The 20,191-nt window shown below is 52.4% G+C and carries 21 protein-coding genes; 15 read left to right on the top strand and 6 right to left on the bottom strand.

Annotation, left to right across the window (positions count from 1 at the left end):
- The 4 genes from hflK (at position 1) to CLC93_RS09490 (ending at position 3,676) form a co-directional block, all read left to right on the top strand.
- Positions 1–1,155 (top strand): FtsH protease activity modulator HflK, encoded by a 1,155-nt coding sequence (hflK, locus tag CLC93_RS09505; protein ID WP_095505725.1) that lies wholly within the window; start codon positions 1–3, stop codon positions 1,153–1,155.
- Between the two features lie 3 nt (positions 1,156–1,158).
- Positions 1,159–2,052, top strand: a complete 894-nt coding sequence (hflC, locus tag CLC93_RS09500) for a protease modulator HflC (RefSeq protein WP_095505724.1) — start codon at positions 1,159–1,161, stop codon at positions 2,050–2,052.
- Positions 2,053–2,143: 91 nt separating this feature from the next.
- Positions 2,144–2,311 carry a DUF2065 domain-containing protein gene (locus CLC93_RS09495; protein WP_095505723.1) on the top strand — a complete coding sequence of 56 codons (168 nt, stop codon included), beginning with the start codon at positions 2,144–2,146 and terminating at the stop codon, positions 2,309–2,311.
- 66 nt (positions 2,312–2,377) lie between these two features.
- Positions 2,378–3,676 (top strand): adenylosuccinate synthase, encoded by a 1,299-nt coding sequence (locus tag CLC93_RS09490; RefSeq protein WP_095505722.1) that lies wholly within the window; start codon positions 2,378–2,380, stop codon positions 3,674–3,676.
- 4 nt (positions 3,677–3,680) lie between these two features.
- Here CLC93_RS09490 and CLC93_RS17725 read toward each other — a convergent pair whose 3' ends face one another.
- Both CLC93_RS17725 and CLC93_RS09485 read right to left on the bottom strand, forming a co-directional pair.
- Positions 3,681–3,818 carry a hypothetical protein gene (locus CLC93_RS17725; RefSeq protein ID WP_169902938.1) on the bottom strand — a complete coding sequence of 46 codons (138 nt, stop codon included), beginning with the start codon at positions 3,816–3,818 and terminating at the stop codon, positions 3,681–3,683.
- A gap of 533 nt (positions 3,819–4,351) precedes the next feature.
- Positions 4,352–6,169 carry a DUF885 domain-containing protein gene (locus tag CLC93_RS09485; RefSeq protein WP_095505721.1) on the bottom strand — a complete coding sequence of 606 codons (1,818 nt, stop codon included), beginning with the start codon at positions 6,167–6,169 and terminating at the stop codon, positions 4,352–4,354.
- A gap of 151 nt (positions 6,170–6,320) precedes the next feature.
- Here CLC93_RS09485 and CLC93_RS09480 point away from each other — a divergent pair, with 151 nt between their 5' ends.
- The 3 genes from CLC93_RS09480 to rlmB are packed head-to-tail and all read left to right on the top strand — an operon-like array spanning position 6,321 to position 10,164.
- Positions 6,321–6,944 (top strand): tetratricopeptide repeat protein, encoded by a 624-nt coding sequence (locus CLC93_RS09480; RefSeq protein WP_095505720.1) that lies wholly within the window; start codon positions 6,321–6,323, stop codon positions 6,942–6,944.
- 52 nt (positions 6,945–6,996) lie between these two features.
- The gene (rnr, locus tag CLC93_RS09475) at positions 6,997–9,405 is read left to right on the top strand and encodes a ribonuclease R (RefSeq protein ID WP_095505719.1); all 2,409 of its coding nucleotides are present in this window, start codon (positions 6,997–6,999) and stop codon (positions 9,403–9,405) included.
- Between the two features lie 15 nt (positions 9,406–9,420).
- Positions 9,421–10,164, top strand: coding sequence for a 23S rRNA (guanosine(2251)-2'-O)-methyltransferase RlmB (gene rlmB, locus CLC93_RS09470; protein ID WP_095505718.1), 744 nt, complete (start codon positions 9,421–9,423; stop codon positions 10,162–10,164).
- 5 nt (positions 10,165–10,169) lie between these two features.
- Here rlmB and CLC93_RS09465 read toward each other — a convergent pair whose 3' ends face one another.
- Positions 10,170–10,913, bottom strand: coding sequence for a DUF481 domain-containing protein (locus CLC93_RS09465; protein ID WP_095505717.1), 744 nt, complete (start codon positions 10,911–10,913; stop codon positions 10,170–10,172).
- Positions 10,914–11,181: 268 nt separating this feature from the next.
- Between CLC93_RS09465 and rpsF the strand changes: the two genes are divergently transcribed.
- The 6 genes from rpsF (at position 11,182) to CLC93_RS09435 (ending at position 14,002) form a co-directional block, all read left to right on the top strand.
- Positions 11,182–11,577: a 30S ribosomal protein S6 gene (gene rpsF, locus CLC93_RS09460; protein ID WP_095505716.1), complete on the top strand. Its 396-nt coding sequence runs from the start codon at positions 11,182–11,184 to the stop codon at positions 11,575–11,577.
- Positions 11,578–11,585: 8 nt separating this feature from the next.
- The gene (priB, locus tag CLC93_RS09455) at positions 11,586–11,894 is read left to right on the top strand and encodes a primosomal replication protein N (protein WP_095505715.1); all 309 of its coding nucleotides are present in this window, start codon (positions 11,586–11,588) and stop codon (positions 11,892–11,894) included.
- A gap of 11 nt (positions 11,895–11,905) precedes the next feature.
- Positions 11,906–12,133 carry a 30S ribosomal protein S18 gene (rpsR, locus tag CLC93_RS09450; protein WP_095497146.1) on the top strand — a complete coding sequence of 76 codons (228 nt, stop codon included), beginning with the start codon at positions 11,906–11,908 and terminating at the stop codon, positions 12,131–12,133.
- Between the two features lie 40 nt (positions 12,134–12,173).
- Positions 12,174–12,623, top strand: a complete 450-nt coding sequence (gene rplI, locus CLC93_RS09445) for a 50S ribosomal protein L9 (protein WP_095505714.1) — start codon at positions 12,174–12,176, stop codon at positions 12,621–12,623.
- Between the two features lie 137 nt (positions 12,624–12,760).
- The gene (locus CLC93_RS09440; protein ID WP_095505713.1) at positions 12,761–12,982 is read left to right on the top strand and encodes a hypothetical protein; all 222 of its coding nucleotides are present in this window, start codon (positions 12,761–12,763) and stop codon (positions 12,980–12,982) included.
- Positions 12,983–13,054: 72 nt separating this feature from the next.
- The gene (locus CLC93_RS09435; protein ID WP_169902936.1) at positions 13,055–14,002 is read left to right on the top strand and encodes a L,D-transpeptidase family protein; all 948 of its coding nucleotides are present in this window, start codon (positions 13,055–13,057) and stop codon (positions 14,000–14,002) included.
- A gap of 6 nt (positions 14,003–14,008) precedes the next feature.
- Here CLC93_RS09435 and CLC93_RS09430 read toward each other — a convergent pair whose 3' ends face one another.
- The 3 genes from CLC93_RS09430 to CLC93_RS09420 all read right to left on the bottom strand — a co-directional run bounded on the left by CLC93_RS09430 (position 14,009) and on the right by CLC93_RS09420 (position 17,563).
- The gene (locus tag CLC93_RS09430) at positions 14,009–14,275 is read right to left on the bottom strand and encodes an Lpp/OprI family alanine-zipper lipoprotein (RefSeq protein ID WP_095505711.1); all 267 of its coding nucleotides are present in this window, start codon (positions 14,273–14,275) and stop codon (positions 14,009–14,011) included.
- A gap of 160 nt (positions 14,276–14,435) precedes the next feature.
- Complete coding sequence (locus CLC93_RS09425; protein WP_141237373.1) at positions 14,436–15,251, bottom strand: hypothetical protein; 816 nt, start codon at positions 15,249–15,251, stop codon at positions 14,436–14,438.
- Between the two features lie 116 nt (positions 15,252–15,367).
- On the bottom strand, positions 15,368–17,563 hold the full coding sequence (locus CLC93_RS09420) for a S46 family peptidase (RefSeq protein ID WP_095505709.1): 2,196 nt from the start codon (positions 17,561–17,563) through the stop codon (positions 15,368–15,370).
- Between the two features lie 85 nt (positions 17,564–17,648).
- On the opposite strand from CLC93_RS09420, the gene dnaB reads away from it, so the two are divergent.
- A complete protein-coding gene (gene dnaB / locus CLC93_RS09415) occupies positions 17,649–19,064 on the top strand; it encodes a replicative DNA helicase (RefSeq protein WP_095505708.1) in 1,416 nt (471 codons plus the stop codon).
- Positions 19,065–19,082: 18 nt separating this feature from the next.
- On the top strand, positions 19,083–20,159 hold the full coding sequence (alr, locus tag CLC93_RS09410) for an alanine racemase (RefSeq protein WP_095505707.1): 1,077 nt from the start codon (positions 19,083–19,085) through the stop codon (positions 20,157–20,159).
- The last annotated feature ends 32 nt before the right edge of the window (positions 20,160–20,191 follow it).

The following is a 20,191-nucleotide window of genomic DNA, read 5'->3' as shown; positions in this document are numbered from 1 at the left end:
ATGGCTTGGAATGAGCCCGGCAACAAGGGTAATGACCCTTGGGGAAGCGGTGGTGGCAATAAGAATCAAGGGCCACCAGATTTGGACGAAGTGTTCCGCAATCTATTTAGCAAATTCGGCGGTAAAAAAGGCGGTGGCGGTAGCCAGCGACCTAGCATAGGCGGCTTCGGCATTGGCCTTGTGGTTATCGCAGCGATTGTGGTTTGGGGCTTATCGGGTTTTTACACCATCAAAGAAGCTGAGCGCGGTGTGGTTTTGCGCTTCGGCCAGTACATTGGTGAAGAAGGCCCAGGTTTGCACTGGAAAGCGACCTTCATCGATGAAGTGATTCCTGTGAACGTCAGCAACGTACGCTCGCTACCAGCCACTGGCAGCATGCTAACTGAAGACGAGAACGTGGTTCGCGTCGAGATGGAAGTACAGTACGTGATCACTGATGCGCATCGATTCCTTTTTGCAGTGACTGATGCACATGAGAGCTTGAGCGGCGCCATGGACTCCGCCTTGCGTTATGTGATTGGTCACAACGTCATGAATGACATTCTGACTACCGGTCGTGAAAAGGTTCGTCAGGACACTTGGGCGGAGCTTGAAAACATCATTGCCCCGTACAACATGGGTCTGACCATTCGCGACGTCAACTTCAAAGCGGCCCGTCCGCCAGAAGAAGTGAAAGAAGCGTTTGATGACGCGATTGCCGCGCAAGCGGATGAAGAGCGTTTCATCAAAGAAGCCGAAGCCTACGCTCGTGAGCGCGAGCCAAAAGCTCGTGGTACCGTGAAGCGTATGGAACAAGAAGCAAACGCTTACAAACAGCGCGTTATCTTGGAAGCCGAAGGTAAAGTGGCTCGCTTTGAAAAGCTTCTGCCTGAATACAGCGCAGCGCCAAAAGTGACCCGTGACCGTTTGTATATCGAAGCCATGGCCAAGGTATACGGCAACACTTCTAAGGTATTGCTCGATGGCGGTGAAGGTAATGGCAACATGATGTATTTGCCACTGGACAAAATGTTGAGCAATCAGCAGCGCTCCATGCCGGTACTGCCAAACGCGAACGATTTTCAGCAGCCGCTTCCAGACTCTGCTGGTCAAAACTCTTCGCCTAATAGCTTAAGCGGCCGCGGTATGCGCGGTGACCGCCAAGGGAGAAACTAAATCATGACACCAGCAAGAATTATTGTCATAGCCCTGGCTTTGGGTCTCGCCCTAAACTCACTGTTCGTGGTTAGCGAAGGCGAGCGCGCTGTGGTGACTCGCTTCTCAAAACTGATTGAGAAAGACGGTGAAGCGCGCGTGTTTGCACCGGGTCTGCACTTTAAAGTGCCTGCGATTGATACTGTGCGTCATTTAGATGCTCGCATTCAAACCTTAGATGGCCAACCTGACCGCTTTGTGACTAGCGAGAAGAAAGACCTGTTGGTAGACAGCTTTGTGAAATGGCGCATCGCCGATTTTCGCAAGTTCTTCTTAGCGACCAACGGCGGTAACAAACAAAACGCTGAAGCCCTGTTGCAGTCAAAAATCAACAACGGACTTCGCAGCGAGTTTGGTTCTCGTACCATTAAAGACATCGTTTCGGGCAGCCGTGACGAGCTTCAACAAGAAGCCCTAAGCTCTGCCTCTGAGAGTGCGGAAGACTTGGGTATTCAGGTTGTCGATGTGCGGGTTAAGCAAATCAACTTGCCTCGCGAAGTATCGAATTCGATCTTCCAGCGCATGCGCGCCGAGCGTCAGGCAGTGGCCAAAGAGCATCGCTCAAAAGGTCGAGAGAAAGCCGAAGTAATTCGAGCTGAAATCGATGCGCAAATCACTGTGATGATTGCGGATGCTCAGCGTTCAGCGCTAACCACTCGTGGTCAAGGTGATGCGGAGTCAGCGGCGATTTACGCAGGAGCGTACAAAAAGGATGAAGAGTTCTTCTCATTCCTGCGCTCAATTGATGCCTATCAAGAAGCTTTCAACAGCAAGAACGACGTGATGCTGGTCTCACCAGACGGCGATTTCTTCCGCTTCATGAAGGATTCTCGCGGTGATAAGCCAGCGGCTCAGTAATCGCTCTCAAACTAGGCCCGGTTGTTCCGGGCCTTTTTGTGCCTAATCACAGAACAAGGATGTGCGGGTGTCGGAACCAAAACTCTGGATAATGGCGGTGGCGTTAGTACTGGTCATTGAGGGCCTTGGCCCCATGCTATTTCCAAATAAATGGCGGGAAATGCTGTCGCAAGTGACCCAGATGGATAGTAATAGCTTACGTCGCTTTGGCGGGGTGCTAGTGGTTAGTGGTGCTTGCCTGTTGTTCATTTTTTCGTAATAAGATTGGAAAATTCGCTTCGGCTTCTGCTAAACTCCCCGCTTAACTTTCAGCCTGAAGCGAAAAATGGGTAAAAATGTAGTTGTGCTCGGCACCCAGTGGGGTGACGAGGGTAAAGGTAAGGTCGTTGACCTACTAACCGATCAAGCTAAGTACGTGGTGCGCTATCAAGGCGGCCATAACGCCGGTCACACCCTAGTGATCGAAGGCGAAAAAACCGTACTTCATCTAATTCCATCGGGTATTCTGCGCAGCAATGTTAAATGCATCATTGGTAACGGCGTAGTTCTGTCTCCCGAAGCTCTGCTTAAAGAAATTCAGATGTTGAAGGATCGCGACGTTCCCGTTGAAGAGCGTCTACTGATTTCTGAAGCTTGTCCGCTAATTCTGCCTTTCCATGTCGCTATCGACTTGGCTCGCGAAAAAGCCCGCGGCAACAAAGCGATTGGTACCACAGGTCGTGGTATTGGTCCTGCCTACGAAGACAAAGTGTCTCGTCGTGGCCTGCGCGTTGGCGATTTGTTCAACCCAGAACTGTTCGCCGAGAAGCTAAAAGAAGTGATGGAATATCACAACTTCATGCTTACCGAGTATCACAAAGAGCCGGCTGTCGATTACCAGAAGACTCTGGATGACGCGCTAGCCATCGCTGATACCCTAAAAGCCATGGTAACCGACGTTACCGAACTGCTTGACCAAGCCCGTCGCAATGGCGATGCCATTATGTTCGAAGGCGCCCAAGGCACCTTGTTGGACATCGACCACGGTACTTACCCGTACGTGACCTCGTCGAACACCACTGCAGGCGGCGTTGCCACCGGCTCTGGCTTCGGTCCACGTCACCTAGACTACGTACTGGGTATCATCAAGGCATACACCACTCGCGTAGGTGCAGGCCCATTCCCAACCGAGCTGGACAACGAAATTGGCGAACACCTAGGTGTTAAAGGCCACGAATTCGGTGCCACTACCGGTCGTAAGCGTCGTCCAGGCTGGCTAGATGCCGTTGCCATGCGTCGCGCCGTGCAAATCAACTCTATCTCAGGCTTCTGTCTAACCAAGCTAGACGTATTAGACGGCCTAGAAGAAGTGGGCATTTGCGTAGGCTACAAGTACCCAGACGGTACCGTTGCCGAAGTACCACCAATGGCAGCCGAAGGCTACGAGCAAGTAACTCCAATCTACGAGTACATGCCAGGCTGGAGCGAAAGCACCTTTGGCGCAACCTCCTTCGAGCAATTGCCTCAACAAGCCCGCGATTACATCAAGCGCATCGAAGAACTGCTAGAAACCCCAGTAGACATCATTTCTACCGGCCCAGACCGCGTAGAAACCATGATTCTGCGCCACCCGTTCGCTGAGTAAGCGATTAGGTGACATACCAGTCGAGCTCGTCATACCCAGCCGAACTCGTCATACCCAGCTCGACTGGGTATCTCGCAAAAGCCGCTTTAAGCGGCTTTTTTTGTGGGTGGTCACTGGCGGTTGGGAAGGGCGCCGCTGGCATGTAGCCGCTTGAAGGCTACGAAATTGATACGCGCCTCGGAGCGGCTAACGGGCGAAGTCTGCCAAGGCTCGCGTCGGGACGCTCAAGACATCCATGTTCGCTCTCAGGTCGTTCCCGACGACCTGAAGCCCTCCTTTGAGCCTTGCCAGACCTCTCCCGCGGCCACTCCATTGGCGCATACCAATTTCTCCGCCTTGGCGCGGCCACATGCCAGCGGCTATTGAGCGATTAGCTGATTAGCTGATTAGCTTATTAAGCAGGTGAGCTGCGCAGCACCCCAGTTTGCAACCCGCTTTAGGCCGCTTGGCACTCGCTAAGGCAACTTCGTCGTTTGGGAGTGCTCCGCAGTGGGACGCCCTTGTAGGGGCTGCGGTCGTCGGGAACGACCGCGCAGCGCATAGGGACATCTAGAGCGTCCCGACAAGGGAGTTCAACGGAGGGGCGCTCCCAAACGACGGTTGCCGCAAGCGAGTGCCAAGTGGCCGCTGGTTGCAAACAGCTACCAGCGGCGAACAGCTAAGAGCTAGCGCCGATTAACCTTGCTGGCTTTCTACCCAGCGGTTGATCTTGGCTTCTAGGATGGTGAGCGGCATGGCGCCGTCAATTAGGACTTGGCGGTGGAATTCGCGCAGGTCGAACTTGCCGCCGAGTTTGGCTTCGGCTTTGGCGCGGATTTCTTGCAGGGTCATGCGGCCAATCATGTAGCCTAGGGCTTGGCCTGGCATGGCCATGTAGCGCTCGACCTCGGCGACAACGTCAGCATCTGAGATTGGCGAGTTGGACTGCATGAACTCGATGGCTTGCTCGCGGGTCCAGCCTTTGGCGTGTAGGCCGGTGTCGACGACTAGGCGGTTAGCGCGCCAGATTTGGGCGTAGAGCATACCGAAGTATTGGTATGGGTCTGTGTACATGCCCATTTCGAGTCCGAGCACTTCGGCGTATAGGCCCCAGCCTTCTACATAGGCACCGTAGCCGCCGTAGCGGCGGAATGGCGGTAGGTTACCGGCTTCTTGGTTTAGCGATACTTGGAAGTGGTGACCAGGAGATGCCTCGTGGAGGGATAGTGCCTCCATGAACCACTTGGGTCTGGCTTTTAGGTCGTAGGTGTTGGCGTAAAACACACCAGGACGTTTGCCGTCTGGGGAGCCGCGGAAGTATTGGGCGGGTGCCATGGATTTTTCGCGGAAGGGTTCTACGGCCTTAATAATGTAGGGTGCTTTTGGCTCTACGTTAAAAATCTTGTCCAGTTTTGGGTCGACTACCGCTCGAAGGTCTTCGTAGCCTTGGAGCAGGTCTTCGGCTTTGGTGTAGTAGAACTTTGGATCGGTTTTTAGGTATTCGAAGAAGGCTTTCATATCGCCTTTAAAGCCGGTCTTTGCTTTTACCTTTTTCATTTCCTCAAACAAGCGGTCGGCTTCTTTGAGTCCCATTTGATGAATTTCTTCAGCGCTTAGGTCGGTGGTGGTGAATTGCTTAATGGCTTGTTGATAAACCAGCTTGCCCTTGGGAATACCATCGATGCCGTGGCTCTTGCGGGTTTTTGGCATGTACTCGGTTTCGATAAAGGTCGCTAGGCGCTCGAAAGCAGGAATTACGCCTTGCTTGATTTGCTGCTCGTATTCGAAAATGATGCGGGCTTGGTCTGGCTTGCTAAATGAATCTGGCAACTTCTTGATAGGGCCCCAGAACGGGCTCTTTTGTGGCGTCAATCCAACGAAGGCTTGTACTTGTGGCAGTAGCTTTTCCGCCAGTATGGTTGGTAGGACCACACCTTGTTCGGCACCTTTGCGCATCTTGGCAATCACTCGGTCGACGTAGGGGGCAAAGCCAGATACTCGCTTAATCCAATTGTCGTAGTCCTCGACGGTATTGAAAGGTTGACCTAGCATACCGTCACTCATTTGTGGCAGGTACATTGGCCAGCCGCCAAATTGGGTCAGTGGCATTAGCCCTTGGATTTCGGCAACCCCTAGTTTGCGGTTTTGCTCTGCTGTTTCGCGGTCATAAAGGAAGATGTCGTAGCTGACTCTGTCTTGGCCGCTTAAGGTTTTGGGGTCAATGGCGCGAATTTTGTTGAGGTACTTGGTGTTTAGCGCCTGCTGAGCTTTGTCATTTTCTTCGCTATCCCAGTCGCCGAACTGATCGTTAAAGCGCATGTCGCCGCGGATGGTCGCCACAATCGGGTTGAGCTGCAGCATCTCTTCCTGATAATCCATAAACAGCTGATTTAAGTGTTTAGAGGCAGAAACAACGGCTGCTTGGGTACTTGGGTCTTGCGGTGGCTCGGCGTGAACGGCTGGTGCAGCGACCAATAGAGCACTGCAAGCCATTGCGATCAGGGATAGGCGCATGGTTAGTCCTTTAGTTAGTGTAATTTTTATCCGTCCCTTACCTTACTCGGTGAGTCGTCGCTGTCAATCTTGGCGCTCAAGGCTGTCAATCTTGGCGCTAAAGCTCATGGGCTGTTGGCCGATAACTAAAGCAATCACAAGGAGTCTATTGATGCGTACACTTTCCGGCCTATTGCTATTTTGCCTATGCGCCAGTTTTGCTGCGAGCGCGCAGATGCGCGCTGTCGAGCAGTATTCTCAAGCGGGATTGCTGGAGATGATCCGCAATAACAGCTACTTAGCTCAGGTTAAGCGGGACCGCTGCCAGATTGTGCAGGACATTCAGGCCAATGCCATGGTGCTCAAGCAGCCGGTTTACCAGTTCTTGTGGGGCGAGATGCTCAACCATGGGGTTTGTGTTAAACGCAGTGTGCCAGAGGGTATGCCGCTGTTGGTAAAAGCGGCGGAGCAGGGCTTGCCCGAGGCCATGGTGAAACTGGCTCGCTACTATCGCAACGGTCAGTTGGTGATTGCGGATTCGGACAAGGCGGTGCGCTTGGCGTATCCGGCGGCGGCCCACGGTAACTTGGAAGCTCAGCTGTTGTTGGGCGAGTTGTACGCCGAGGGGCATGGTAGCCCGCGTGACTACACGCAAGCTTATGCTTGGCTTCATAATGCCTACTATCAGTCAGACTTTGAGCGTCAGCAAGCGCTGCGAATTTTGGCGCGATTGAGTGAGCGAATGCCGGCCAGTCAGATTGCACGGGCGAAAAAATCTGCTGAATTAGCATACTAAGTCCCTTATTTCCCATATAATTGGGCTTTCAACCCGCCAAGCTTGGAAGCCCATGAGCCACGACCCTCATTTTGAGCGCGAGCAGCAAAAGTACGACAATCCCATCCCCAGCCGTGAATTCATTCTCGAATGGCTAAACGGTCAATCCGGCCCCTGTAATCGAGACCAAATCGGTCAAGCCCTAGGTTTGTCTGGTGAAGACCAGTGGGAAGGCCTGCGCCGTCGCCTGCGTGCCATGGAGCGCGATGGCCAACTAGTCTTTACCCGTAACAAGTGCTACGCGCTGCCTGAGCGCATGGACATGATTCTCGGTCGCGTAATGGGCCACAAAGATGGCTTTGGTTTCTTACGTCCAGATCACGGCGATCAGGACTTATTCATTCCTTATCGTTGCATGAGCAAGTACTTCGATGGCGATCGCGTCATGGCGCAGCCATTGGGAGTCGATAAGCGCGGTCGTCGCGAGGTGCGTTTGGTTCGTTTGCTTGAGCCGCGCAAAGCGCCGATTGTTGGTCGCTTTCACAAGGACGGTTCTATCGCGTTTGTGACTCCTCAAGATAAGCGCATTCCCCAAGACATTCTGATTGATAAGGGCATGGCCAACGGCGCTCGTGAGGGTGATATTTGTGTGGTCGATGTGCTTGAGCGCGCCACTCACTTTATGGCCGCTAAAGGCCAGGTGCGTGAGATCTTAGGCGAAGAAAATGCGCCGGGCATGGAAATCGAAATTGCCCTGCGCAATTACGACTTGCCGCACCAATGGAATCAACGCATAGACCGTCAGTTGCGCAAACTGTCCGATGAGGTCGTTGACGACGATAAGACCAATCGAGTCGATTTACGTCACTTACCATTAGTGACCATTGACGGCTCGGACGCCCGCGACTTTGACGATGCGGTATATGCCGAGCGCAAACGCAGCGGTTGGCGCTTGTGGGTGGCGATTGCTGATGTCAGTCATTACGTTAAAAAAGGCTCGGCGCTAGACGAAGAGGCGATTGCCCGCGGTAACTCTGTGTACTTCCCGTCCCAGGTCATTCCTATGCTGCCCGAAAAGCTGTCCAACGGTCTGTGCTCGCTCAAACCAAAAGTGGACCGCCTGGCCATGGTGTGCGAGATGACCATTAGTGATAGCGGCAGCTTATCCGGCTACAAGTTTTACCCAGCGGTTATCCATTCTCACGCTCGCCTGATTTACGAGCAAGTAGCGGATGCGCTGGAGCAGGGCACCAAAGACCCGAATTTAGAGCGTTTACTGCCGCATCTTGAAGTCTTGCAAGAGTTGTATCTGACGCTTAATAAGGCCCGTGAAGAGCGCGGTGCCATTGCCTTTGAGACCGAAGAAACTCAATTCATCTTTAACGACCAGCGCAAGATTGAGTCGATTGTTCCGCGTTCGCGCAACCAGGCGCACAAGATCATCGAAGAGTGCATGATTTTGGCCAATGTCGCGGCGGCGCGCTTTATTAAAAAGCACAAGGCTGAGACTCTGTATCGGGTTCACCAAAGTCCATCGGAAACCAAACTCACCAGTTATCGCGAGTTTGTTCGCGAGCGCGGCCTGACCTTAGGCGGTGGTGATGAACCTCAGCCCATGGATTACTCCAATCTGTTAGGGCAAATTGGCGATCGCGATGATGCTGAGCTGATTCAAATTATGTTGCTCAGAAGCATGAGCCAAGCCCAGTACAGTCCGGATGAAGACGGCCACTTTGGTTTGGCACTAAATGCCTACGCCCACTTTACCTCGCCGATTCGTCGCTACCCAGATTTGCAGTTGCACCGCAGCATACGCTATTTGCTCAATCGCGAAGCCGCCGCTAAAGCAGGTAAACCGATTACCGAGAATTGGACTCGTGACGGTGGTTACTTCTATCAAATCGAAGAGCTCGATGAACTCGGCGTGCAGTGTTCGACCACTGAGCGTCGCGCCGATGACGCCACTCGTGAAGTGTCCGATTGGCTCAAGTGTGAATACATGCAAGCCCACCTCGGTGATGAGTTTGACGCTGTGATCGCCTCGGTGACCAGCTTTGGCTTCTTTGCACGCCTTAAAGGCTTGTTTATCGACGGCTTAGTACATGTATCCTCATTGGCCAACGATTACTATCATTTCGATTCAGGACGTCAGATGTTGCAGGGCGAGAGCTCGGCGCGCAGCTATCGCATTGGCGATGCGGTGCGAGTCAAAATCGCCGCAGTGAATTTAGACGATAAGCAGATCGACATGGTGCTGGTGGACAATGTAAAATCCCGCGCCAAATCAGGACGCACGGCTAAAGCCAGCAGTGGCCGCTCCAAAGCCAAAGGCTCGATTCGCTCGCAACTTGCTCGCGGCGAGATAGGCGGCAAGTCAAAGTCTTCACGCTCAACTAGTAGCAAAGCCAAAGGCGGTCGGGGCAAAAGCGGCGGCAGTAAGAGCAGGACCAGTCGCGGCGGTAAGAGCAAGCGTCAACGTTAATCACAGAGAGACACAATGAGTAAGCCACAATGGGTTTTCGGTTTGCATGCAGTGCAAGCCATTTTGGACAGCCAACCAGAACAGGTACTGTCTATCTACTGCCTTAAAGGACGCCAAGACCAGCGTTTACAACAGCTGTTAGACGCGGCTGCGCCTTATGGTATTAGCGTGCAGCAGGCCAATCGCAAAACCTTGGACGACAAAGCCGGTAGCACTCAACACCAAGGGGTGTTGGCTATGGTCAAAGAGATCAAACCCAAGAACGAAAATGACTTGGACCGCATTCTCGATGCCACCGAGTCCCCTTTGCTGCTGATTCTTGACGGGGTGACTGACCCTCATAACCTAGGCGCCTGTTTGCGCAACGCTGATGCTGCTGGTGTGGCTGCAGTGATTGTGCCTAAGGACAAGTCAGTGGGTATTACTCCAACCGTGCGCAAAGTGGCGGTGGGTGCGGCGGAATCTGTGCCGCTAGTGGCTGTGACCAATCTGGCGCGTACCATGCGACAGCTACAAGACAAAGGCGTTTGGATTGTCGGTGCGGCAGGCGAGGCCGATTGTGACTTGTATCAGGCTGACCTAAAAGGGCCATTGGCAATTGCCATGGGCGCAGAGGGTAAAGGTTTGCGTCGCTTAAGCCGTGAAAGCTGCGATACGCTAGTGTCGATCCCTATGCTGGGTCAGGTGAGCAGTTTGAATGTTTCCGTGGCCACTGGCGTGTGCCTGTTTGAAGCACTGCGCCAGCGTCGCGCCGGATAAAAGATTTACTGGAAGGTATAGAGTAAGTTCACAGTGGTAATGGTATCTGTGTTCTTACTGCCTTCTGGAACCACTCGGTTGTGCTTGATGAACAAGCCAACTTTTAGCGCCCAATCTTTAAAGAACAAGTTTTTGTAGCTCAAATCCAAAGTGGTTACCGTGTTCTTTTCACCCACCTCAGAAACTAAGTCAGCGTTAAAGGTGGTGTACTCTTGCAGCTTGTGTTCAAACTTGGCGGCACCACGGGCAATCACTTCTCGCTCATCCTCTGGTTTGGGAACGTCTGCGCTGACCTGCGGCAAGGACAAACGATAACCAGGACCCGCTTCAAAACTTAGCTTGGAGCGCGAATTTTGAAGCACGTCAAAACCGTAACCGGTCGAGAAGATGTATTGGCGAGTGAACGAACCAAATTCGTCCCAAGTCAAATCGCCACGGCCGTAGAGGTAATCGCCGTCGGCAAACTTGCGGTCCGACTGAAACTGCAGCTGATATTGCTGGGCGGTGATTTTTTCCGAATCCGATGCGAAGTAAGCGCGAAAGTTACCTTCCTGCTTAGCATTTAAGGTGTCGTAAATGACTTTGGTGCGGCCGTTGAAGGAGTTGGCCACAGTGTTACCTGTGGTCAGTTGTAAGCCCATCTCCACTTCAGCGCTGAAAGGATTGGAAGGGTCTTGGTATTCAGGCGGCACAATAGCCCAGGCAGGACTGACAACTAAGGCCAGTAACGCGAGGCGGTTAGCTTTCATAGTTCTTGTTGTAGCTCTCGTTATTCTAGTTTTTAGCGCACGTTTGGGGTTGCTCCGCATATGATACGCAACTGCCACGCAATGTGAAGAGTCAAAGCACACCCCAGTGATACTTTGGTAAGCACGCAGACAGGTTTTGAACTATTGTATTTTCGGTGGCTTTTCTGTACGATACGCCGCCTGAATCAGTCACACATCTTTATGTTCCTTGCCTCAAAGTGGTCCGACTGAACCCAGACGAGGCTGATTAACCCGTAAGGAGCTCTAAATGCGTCATTACGAAATCGTATTTATGGTCCACCCTGATCAAAGCGAACAGGTTCCTGGCATGATCGAGCGTTACACCGGCATCATCACTGAAGCTGGCGGTACTATTCATCGCTTGGAAGACTGGGGCCGTCGTCAACTAGCTTACCCAATCGATAAGCTGCACAAAGCCCACTATGTTCTGGTAAATGCCGAAACTACTGCTGACTCTGTTGCTGAGCTGGAAACTGCTTTCCGCTTCAACGACGCTGTTCTACGTAGCATGGTTATCCGCGCGAAAGACGCTGTAACCGAAGCATCTCCAATGGCTAAAGCCAAAGAAGAACGTGAAAGCCGCCGTCCTGCTCCACAGCAAGAGGCACCTGCAGCAACTACTGAAGAAGCGAAGGCCGAGTAAGGAATTCTGTGACCACCAATCAGGTACGGATTGTTGGCTTGGTAGCCAGCGCGCCTAAGCAAGTCACCAGTGCCGCGGGAATCCCGCACACGGTATTGCACTTAGAGCACCGCTCCAACCAAACCCAAGCCGGCATGCTGCGAAGCGTGTTTTGCCCGATAAAGGTTGTGGTCAGCGGCAGCCATCTACAGGATGCCTGCAAGCGAATTTCTTCTGGTAGTAACGTGAAAGTCGAAGGCTTTCTGGCCTGGCAACAAGCCAGAGATGGCAGCGGCAAAGTCATGTTACACGCAGATTCAATTGAATTGATAAGTTAGGAGACTAACCAATGGCACGTTATTTTCGTCGTCGCAAGTTCTGCCGTTTCACCGCTGAAGGTGTAACTCAGATCGATTACAAAGACATCGCTACTTTGAAGAACTACATCACTGAGAGCGGTAAAATCGTACCGAGTCGTATCACTGGTACTAGCGCTAAATACCAGCGCCAGCTAGCCACTGCTATCAAGCGTGCTCGTTACTTAGCTCTGTTGCCTTACACCGACCTACACAAGTAAGTCAGTAAGCAATTCATCACTGAATTAGAGAGGAAAAGTAATGAACGTTATTTTGCTTGATAAAATCGCAAACTTGGGTGGCCTAGGCGACCAAGTTTCTGTTAAAGCTGGCTACGCACGTAACTTCCTGCTGCCTCAAGGCAAAGCAGTAGTTGCGACCAAAGCCAACATCGAAGTTTTCGAAGCTCGCCGCGCCGAACTTGAAGCCAAAATGGCTGACGAGTTGGCTGCTGCTGAAGCTCGCGCTGAGAAGCTGGCTGCGCTGGGAGGTGTTAGCATCGCTTCTAAAGCTGGTGACGAAGGCAAACTGTTCGGTTCTATCGGTACTCGCGATATTGCTGAAGCGGTTTCTGCTGCTGGTCACGAGCTGGCTAAGTCTGAAGTTCGTCTACCACACGGTGCTCTGCGCACTTTGGGTGAGTTCGACATCGACGTACAATTGCACACTGAAGTTAAGACCACTGTTAAAGTAACTATCGTTGCTGAATAAGAGTCTTGCTTGATGCAATAAAAAGACACCGCCTTCGGGCGGTGTTTTTTTTACCCTAAATTACATTAGCAAAAACTTTGTCTGACTTAGCCGGTCATACAAAGGGATGCAGGAAGCGTTATAGACAAGGAACAGTTATGAAAACTCGAGTTACTATCCTGTTGGCCTTAACCCTTATAACGGGGTGCGCCACCAACAATTACTCGCTCACCGAGTCGATTGCCGACGCTCGAGACCAGAGAGTGGCCCAAGGCGGTGCCAGTGAATCGCACAATATTGAACGCTCTGACGTCAATGTGGGGCTCATCGATGGCTTGATTAACGCCATCGCCGGATTGATATTTGGTTCAAACGACTAACCTGCACGGTTGGCGTTTGCCAAGGCGGATGCTTGAGGTACACTGTAGCCCACAAGCTGTAGGGGGTGTCGTTTGAAGACCATAGCGCTAACTTTATTATCTGGATTACTGGCTTTTAGTAGCATTGCTAACGAATACACCATGAACGTCGATGGCAGTCGTTTAGTGGGCCGTTTGCAGTACCACAAAGTCGACAAAGGCGAGCACCTCAACGGTATCGGCCAGATGTACAATGTTGGTTTGTTGGCCTTAATGGACGCCAACCCAGGCGTTGATCCTTTCCTACCCGACCCAGACAGTTTACTGGTGATCCCAACTCAAGCGCTATTACCTGATGTCCCACACAAGGGTGTGGTGATTAATCTGGCCGAGTTGCGCCTGTATTACTTCGAGCCTAAATCCAACAAGGTGCACATCTTCCCGATTGGGATTGGTCGAGTTGGGCGCGAGACACCCGAAATGAATACTAAAGTCGCGGTGCGTATTCCTGACCCATCGTGGACGCCAACCCCAGGCATTCGCGAAGACCACTTCAAGCGCACGGGTGAGATTTTGCCACGCGTGGTGCCCGGCGGAACCAAAGACAATCCGCTAGGCCGGCATGCGCTTAAGTTGGCCCACGGCGATGGCAGTTACTTAATTCACGGCACCAATAAAGACTTTGGCATTGGTTTACGCGTTAGCTCGGGCTGTATTCGCATGAATCCGCCGGACATCGCTTGGTTGTTTGACAAGGTTCGTGCAGGCACGCCGGTACGAGTGATTAACCGCACGGTAAAAGCGGCTCGTGAGCCTGATGGAAAGTTGATTGTGGAAGTGCACTCGCCACTGACGGAGAAGGAAGGTCAGGCGCCGAGTCGTCAGATTAATTTCACGCCGTCGGTGCGGACTTTATTGGCCGAGTCGGATGTGGATCCTAGCCACTTGAAGCGCGAACTCGAAGCTCAGCGCGGTATTCCTGTGCGCCTAAATATAAAGGCGCAGCTAACAGCTGCGCCTTTATCAAGTTCTGCTCGCTAAGAGCTCTTACTTCTTGTAAGAGTCTGCGATGTTGTCTACGCGCTCGTTTGCACGGGCAGCTTCTTGCTGAGCTTCCATTGCAGCGGCTTTAGCAGCGTTAACGTCAGAGCGAAGAGAAGCGTGCTCAGATTTCAGAGAGCTAACTTCAGCAGACAGCGCGTCTACTTTGTCGTTCAAGCTTGCAACGCTAGACTCTAGTTGCTCGGTGTTAGCACAACCGGTCAGCATAGCAGCCATGGCAACACCTGCCACAGTGATCAGTTTCTTGTTCATGCGAATTATCCTTTATCAAATGTTTAAGCTCAGCCTACGCCTAGAATCGAACAGGCGTACTGCTTAAGTATGTCATAGTTTTCGCTAACTTCATCAAATAATTCAAAAAAAATCCGAATTGTTGCGAAAATTATGCACACTTAAGCGCAAATCCTGAAGGTTAGTCCAAAGTAATGATGTGTAGCTTGGGGGCGCTAGAGTCAGCCGCTTCGGTCACTACTATTTGGTAGTGTTTGCCCGCCTGCAGGTTCTGCTCGTCAAAACTACCCAGGTTATTGGCCGGATTGCCAAAGTCTGGTGCTAGGTTTGCATCGGTGACTATGATGCGATCCGCTCCAGGTTGAGCGGTGACAGCAGTGACCGCACCGCGCTCACCAAAACCAACTTTGTCGCCAATTTTGTCGCGTATGCCGTGAGTGAAATACACATCCACCACCAAGCTCGAACCTGGCGTGTAGGCGTGTACGACACTAATCGCAAACTGATTGGAATTGAGCGGGTCGTTGAGCTCGCTCAACGACGGGGCAGCAACCAGCACGGCTTGTAAGCTCTTGTCGCTTTGCCCTACCAAATACACTTGCTGATGGGCGCCATTAGCGACTTCAGTTTCTTGAGTGCCCAAGGTCTGGCCCGAATCGGCGTCGAGTACTGTGGTGCTTAGCTTTGAGTTAGCCACCGGTGACTCGTTTGTCTGAACCCAAGTCAGGTTTTGACTGTTTTGCTCACCTAAGCCCAAATTAGTCACCAGATTGTCAAAGCTCTTAGTTTCCTCTTTTGAGGTAATACTGGCATTGACGTTGATCTTACCCGAGTAGTTACCATCAATGGGTTTTGCCGCGTTAAACACGCTGACTTCGATGGCTTGGTCGACGGTGCCGCCGCCGGGTGGAGGTGGTGTGGGGTTGGGGCTTGAACTGCCGCCTCCGCAGCCGGCAACGAGTAAAGTGCAACCCAAAAGTATTGTCCCTAGACGCATCAAAATTCTCCCTTAGTACAGGCTAACGCTAAGTGTAGTTCAGTCTATTCAACAGGCAGCAAATCAAAGGGCTTTTTTGGCAATAAAAAAGGCCGGTGAATACCGGCCTTAGAAAGTTACTTAACCAACTCTAGCTCATCGAGTAAGTTGTGGGCGTTGTCCACCTTATCCATCATCCACAGGATGTAGCGAATATCCACGTGGATGGCGCGAGTGATCTCTTCGTTGAAGAACCAGTCTTTAGTGATGGCTTCGTAGGTTGAGTCAAAGTTCAATCCCACCAGTTCGCCTTTACCGTTAAGAATTGGCGAGCCCGAGTTACCACCTGTAGTGTCTACGCTGGACAAGAAATTTACCGGCACTGAGTTAAAGCTCGGCTGTGCATCGTTACAGCTGATAAAGCGGCACATCCAAGACTGACGATTCGGGTAAACTTGCTCAACTTTGTGCTCGCCCATGTCGCCTTTGGCAATCACTTCAAGTAGGCGACTAGGCGCGTTGAACGGCTCCTGACCCTTGTGCTTGGCGACAATCCCTTCTAGCTTGGTGAAAGGTTGTTTGTACAAAGCGTCGGCAGAACGATAACCGTCCACTGTGCCATACGAGATGCGCAGAGTGCGGTTGGCGTCTGGGTATACCGGTTTGCCTTGTTCTTTATTGAAGGCAATGATGGCTTTCATGTATGCAGGACGCGCCTTGGACAATTCACCCCAAAGGGTTTTTTCGAGGCGTTCTTGCTTTTCAATCACAGGGTAGAGGGATACCGCCGCGCGAATGAATGGGTCAGCGCTGCTCTCAAACTCAGCCACGTCTTTGTTCATCCAGTCCAAACGAGCCTGTTGGTCGCGCAACGATGATAGCGCGTATAGCGCTTCTAGACGCTCGCCCAGTGGCACCTCGGTATTCTCTTCCAACAGGGCGTCGAACTCAGGCACACGGTGGTCTTGGGCAAGATAGGCTTCAATGTCCATTTGCCACAAGGCTTTGTCCACTTTGGCATCAAAGCTGGTGTCCAAACGTTTAAGGCGCGCGGTGAACATCTTTTGATCGCGCTGCTGAAAGCCCAGTTCGCGCTCCGCGTCCGGCTTTTGTTTTTCTAAGGCCCAACGGTAGAGGTTCATCGCGGTTTTAAGTAGTGCGCTGGATTGGGCGTTTTCAAAGTAGTGGTCGGTTTGCTGGCGGTCGCGCTTTTGCGCCAGCAGTTGCTCGAGTTTTTCTACCTCAACCAGCACGTCGGCGTGGTCTTTTTGTGCCCACTTAGCAAACTCCGCTTGTTGCTGTTGCTTGATGCCAACAATGTCGGTGGCGCGAAAGCCGTCCATCAAACCATTGAGCTTTTTCATGCGGTTGGCCATGCTGGCCACTGAGCCGGCGTACTTAATGGCCACCTCTTCGTTGTCTTTTGACATCTCAGCAATGGTGTCCAACTGACGCTGGTAACGAGCCGCCTGGGTTGGGTAGAGCCACTCTTTGGAAAATTTCAGTTCACTGGCGCGACGGTAGCGTTGGGTGGCGCCCGGGTAACCGGCCACCAATACGCCATCACCAGCGCTAACACCCTTGGCGTTCACTTTCAGATAGCTTTTTGGTACGTAGGGCACATTGTCTTCTGAATACGCCGCTGGTTTGCCGTCTTTGCCAACGTAGGCGCGCAAGAAGGTGAAGTCACCGGCATGACGAGGGTACTCGTAGTTGTCGATATCCCCACCAAAGGCACCGACACTCTTGGGTGGCGCGTACACCAAGCGCACGTCGCGAATGATTAACTGCTTGATTAGGTAGTACTCAAGGCCCGAGTGAAAACTCGGTACCGAACAGCGGTAGTTCTCGTCCGCTTCGCACTCAGCAATTAATGCTTTGCGATTATCTTCTAGTGCGCGGTAGCGCAATAGCGGATCTTCTGGCAGGTTAGAACGAACTTTATCGGAAACGTCGGTAACCGATTCGGTCACGTACAAACGCTCGCTTGGACCGGCGTGGACCTCAGCGCCCATGGTGTTTGCCAGGAAACCATCGCGCATGTAGTTGTGCTGTTTGCGGCTGTTGTATTGGATGGCGCGGTAGGCGCAATGGTGGTTAGTGACCACCAAACCTTTTGGTGAAACAAAACTGGCGGTACAATAGCCCAAACCTACGACGGCATTCATCGGATACTGGGTCAAATCGGCCAAGTCTTCGGCAGCAATGCTAATGCCACTTTGCTTGAGTTTGTCAGCGATTTGGGGCATTTGATAGGGTTGCCATTGCCCTTCGTTGGCCTGAGCTAGGCCCATGAGCATCATCAAAGATGCGGCAGATAGCGCTTTGCGCATATGCGATCCTTTTTTATTATGAGTATTTTTACGACCGACATTTAACCATAACTGAACGGTCGATAGCCAAGAGAAACAGCGATTCATGACACAGCAAGGGCAATTTAGCAAAAGCAAAAGTGTGGCTCAGCGCGATGCGCAAGTAGCGCAGCTCAAGGTACCACCGCACTCGCTCGAAGCTGAGCAATCGGTTTTGGGCGGCTTGATGCTAGATGCCGAAGCATGGGATCGAGTATCCGAGCACTTGGACAAGGGTGATTTTTACGCCCGCGCCCACCAGTTGATCTTTGAAGCTATGGCCAGCTTGGTCGAAGGCGGTCATCCGCTGGACATGATTACCGTGTCCGAGCGCTTAGAGCTTCACGACCAGCTCGAAGACGCTGGTGGCTTTGCTTACCTGGGCGAGATTGCCAAGAACACGCCAAGCGCTAGTAACATTGTGTCTTATGCCGAAATCGTGCGCGAGCGCGCGATCGTACGCGACATGATTCGAGTCTCTAACGAAATCGCCGAAGCGGGCTTTAATCCTGAAGGGCGCAATTCGGCGGACTTGCTGGACTTGGCGGAAACCAAAGTCTTTAAGATTGCCGAATCTCGCGGTAAGGAAAACGAAGGTCCAGAAGACGTTAAGAGCATTCTGGAAAAAACCGTCGACCGTATCGAGCAGCTTTACAATAACCCAGACTCCGGCGGTATTACCGGCGTGTCTACCGGTTACCAAGATCTCGACAAAATGACCGCGGGACTGCAACCCAGTGACCTGGTGATTGTGGCGGCACGTCCTTCTATGGGTAAAACCACCTTCGCCATGAACTTGTGCGAATACGCGGCGATGAACGAAGACAAGCCAGTGCTGATTTTCAGCTTAGAGATGCCTTCAGAGCAGATCATGATGCGTATGCTGGCCTCCCTTGGCCGCGTTAACCAAACCAGCGTGCGTACCGGTCAGCTCAACGACGACGATTGGGCTCGCGTATCTTCCACCATGGGCTTAATGCTCGAAAACGCTAAGATGCACATCGACGACAGCTCAGGACTGACCCCAACCGAAGTGCGCAGCCGCGCCCGTCGTGTCGCCCGTGAGCACGGTGGTCTTAGCATGATCATGATCGATTACCTGCAGTTGATGCAGGTGCCGGCACTGTCGGACAACCGGACTCTGGAAATCGCTGAGATTTCGCGCTCGCTAAAAGCGCTGGCGAAAGAGTTAGAAGTGCCAGTGGTAGCACTGTCGCAGCTTAACCGTTCTTTGGAGCAGCGTGCCGACAAGCGTCCGGTTAACTCGGATTTGCGTGAATCTGGCTCTATTGAGCAGGATGCGGACTTGATCATGTTCATTTACCGCGATGAGGTGTATAACGACGACTCGCCGGAAAAAGGCGTCGCTGAGATCATTATTGGTAAACAGCGTAACGGACCCATCGGACGGGTACGACTGACCTTCCAAGGTCAATTCTCCCGATTCGATAACTACGCCGGCTCTTACGAGTTCGACGAATAAGCGCCAAAGAGACGCCATTTGAAACCTTTTCCCCGGGCTGAAATCAGCCGCCAAGCTTTGCTGCAAAACCTATCGCGGTTAAAGCAGCTCGCGCCGAACAGCAAGATCATGGCGGTGGTGAAAGCCAACGCCTATGGCCACGACCTGATACAAGTGTGTCAAAGCCTAACTCAAGCCGATGGCTTTGGGCTGGCACGTCTAGAAGAAGCACTGCAGGTGCGCAGCGGCGGTGTGAGTGCTCGCTTACTCTTACTTGAAGGCGTGTTCCGCCAAGAGCACCTCAAGCATTTGGTCGCGCACAACATTGATACTGTGGTGCATCACGACAATCAAATCGCCATGTTAGAGCAGGCTCAGTTAAGTCGGCCGGTGACCGTGTGGCTGAAAGTCGATACAGGTATGCATCGCTTAGGGATTCGCCCAGAAGATTTTGAGCAGGCCTATCAGCGTTTAATGGCTTGCGAGAACGTGGCAAAGCCCATCAATCTGATGAGCCACTTTGCCAGTGCTGATGAGCCTTCAAAGGCGCAGAACCAGCAACAACTGGCTGTCTTTGAGCAACTGACTACAGAGTTGGCGGGCGAGCGCTCGATGGCCAATTCGGCCGGTATTCTCAATCTAGAACAAAGCCACTTTGATTGGATCCGTCCAGGCATTGCTCTGTATGGCGTGAGCCCTTCTGACGATGATGGCGCGCGTCGACGAGGATTAAAACCGGCGATGCGGCTGGTGTCCGAATTGATAGCTGTGCGTGAGCACAAAGCCGGCGAGCCTGTGGGTTATGGCGGGATTTGGCGCGCAGGGCAAGACACTCGCTTGGGCGTGGTGGCGATAGGCTATGGTGATGGCTATCCGCGCAATGCTCCGCAAGGCACGCCGGTTTGGGTCAACGGCCGTATTTGCCCGATTGTCGGTCGCGTGTCGATGGATATGCTCACCCTTGATTTGGGGCCAGCCGCCGCCGATAAACCCGGTGATGAAGTGGAAATGTGGGGGCCAAACCTGCCGGTTGAGATGGTGGCGCGCACAATAGACACAATCGCCTATGAATTAGTCACCAAGTTGACCCCCAGAGTTGCCGTACAATTCGACTGATTGAACGAGTTGTTCCCCATTTAAGAGTTTTT

Source organism: Paraferrimonas sedimenticola (assembly GCF_002282855.1).
GTDB lineage: Bacteria > Pseudomonadota > Gammaproteobacteria > Enterobacterales > Shewanellaceae > Paraferrimonas > Paraferrimonas sedimenticola.
This window is presented reverse-complemented; position numbering and strand designations above follow the sequence as displayed.

Coding starts and splice junctions, on each gene's coding strand:
- hflK (WP_095505725.1), top strand. CDS start 1: ATGGCTTGGAATGAGCCCGGCAACAAGGGTAATGACCCTTGGGGAAGC.
- hflC (WP_095505724.1), top strand. CDS start 1,159: ATGACACCAGCAAGAATTATTGTCATAGCCCTGGCTTTGGGTCTCGCC.
- CLC93_RS09495 (WP_095505723.1), top strand. CDS start 2,144: ATGGCGGTGGCGTTAGTACTGGTCATTGAGGGCCTTGGCCCCATGCTA.
- CLC93_RS09490 (WP_095505722.1), top strand. CDS start 2,378: ATGGGTAAAAATGTAGTTGTGCTCGGCACCCAGTGGGGTGACGAGGGT.
- CLC93_RS17725 (WP_169902938.1), bottom strand. CDS start 3,818: ATGCCAGCGGCGCCCTTCCCAACCGCCAGTGACCACCCACAAAAAAAG.
- CLC93_RS09485 (WP_095505721.1), bottom strand. CDS start 6,169: ATGCGCCTATCCCTGATCGCAATGGCTTGCAGTGCTCTATTGGTCGCT.
- CLC93_RS09480 (WP_095505720.1), top strand. CDS start 6,321: ATGCGTACACTTTCCGGCCTATTGCTATTTTGCCTATGCGCCAGTTTT.
- rnr (WP_095505719.1), top strand. CDS start 6,997: ATGAGCCACGACCCTCATTTTGAGCGCGAGCAGCAAAAGTACGACAAT.
- rlmB (WP_095505718.1), top strand. CDS start 9,421: ATGAGTAAGCCACAATGGGTTTTCGGTTTGCATGCAGTGCAAGCCATT.
- CLC93_RS09465 (WP_095505717.1), bottom strand. CDS start 10,913: ATGAAAGCTAACCGCCTCGCGTTACTGGCCTTAGTTGTCAGTCCTGCC.
- rpsF (WP_095505716.1), top strand. CDS start 11,182: ATGCGTCATTACGAAATCGTATTTATGGTCCACCCTGATCAAAGCGAA.
- rpsR (WP_095497146.1), top strand. CDS start 11,906: ATGGCACGTTATTTTCGTCGTCGCAAGTTCTGCCGTTTCACCGCTGAA.
- rplI (WP_095505714.1), top strand. CDS start 12,174: ATGAACGTTATTTTGCTTGATAAAATCGCAAACTTGGGTGGCCTAGGC.
- CLC93_RS09440 (WP_095505713.1), top strand. CDS start 12,761: ATGAAAACTCGAGTTACTATCCTGTTGGCCTTAACCCTTATAACGGGG.
- CLC93_RS09430 (WP_095505711.1), bottom strand. CDS start 14,275: ATGAACAAGAAACTGATCACTGTGGCAGGTGTTGCCATGGCTGCTATG.
- CLC93_RS09425 (WP_141237373.1), bottom strand. CDS start 15,251: ATGCGTCTAGGGACAATACTTTTGGGTTGCACTTTACTCGTTGCCGGC.
- CLC93_RS09420 (WP_095505709.1), bottom strand. CDS start 17,563: ATGCGCAAAGCGCTATCTGCCGCATCTTTGATGATGCTCATGGGCCTA.
- dnaB (WP_095505708.1), top strand. CDS start 17,649: ATGACACAGCAAGGGCAATTTAGCAAAAGCAAAAGTGTGGCTCAGCGC.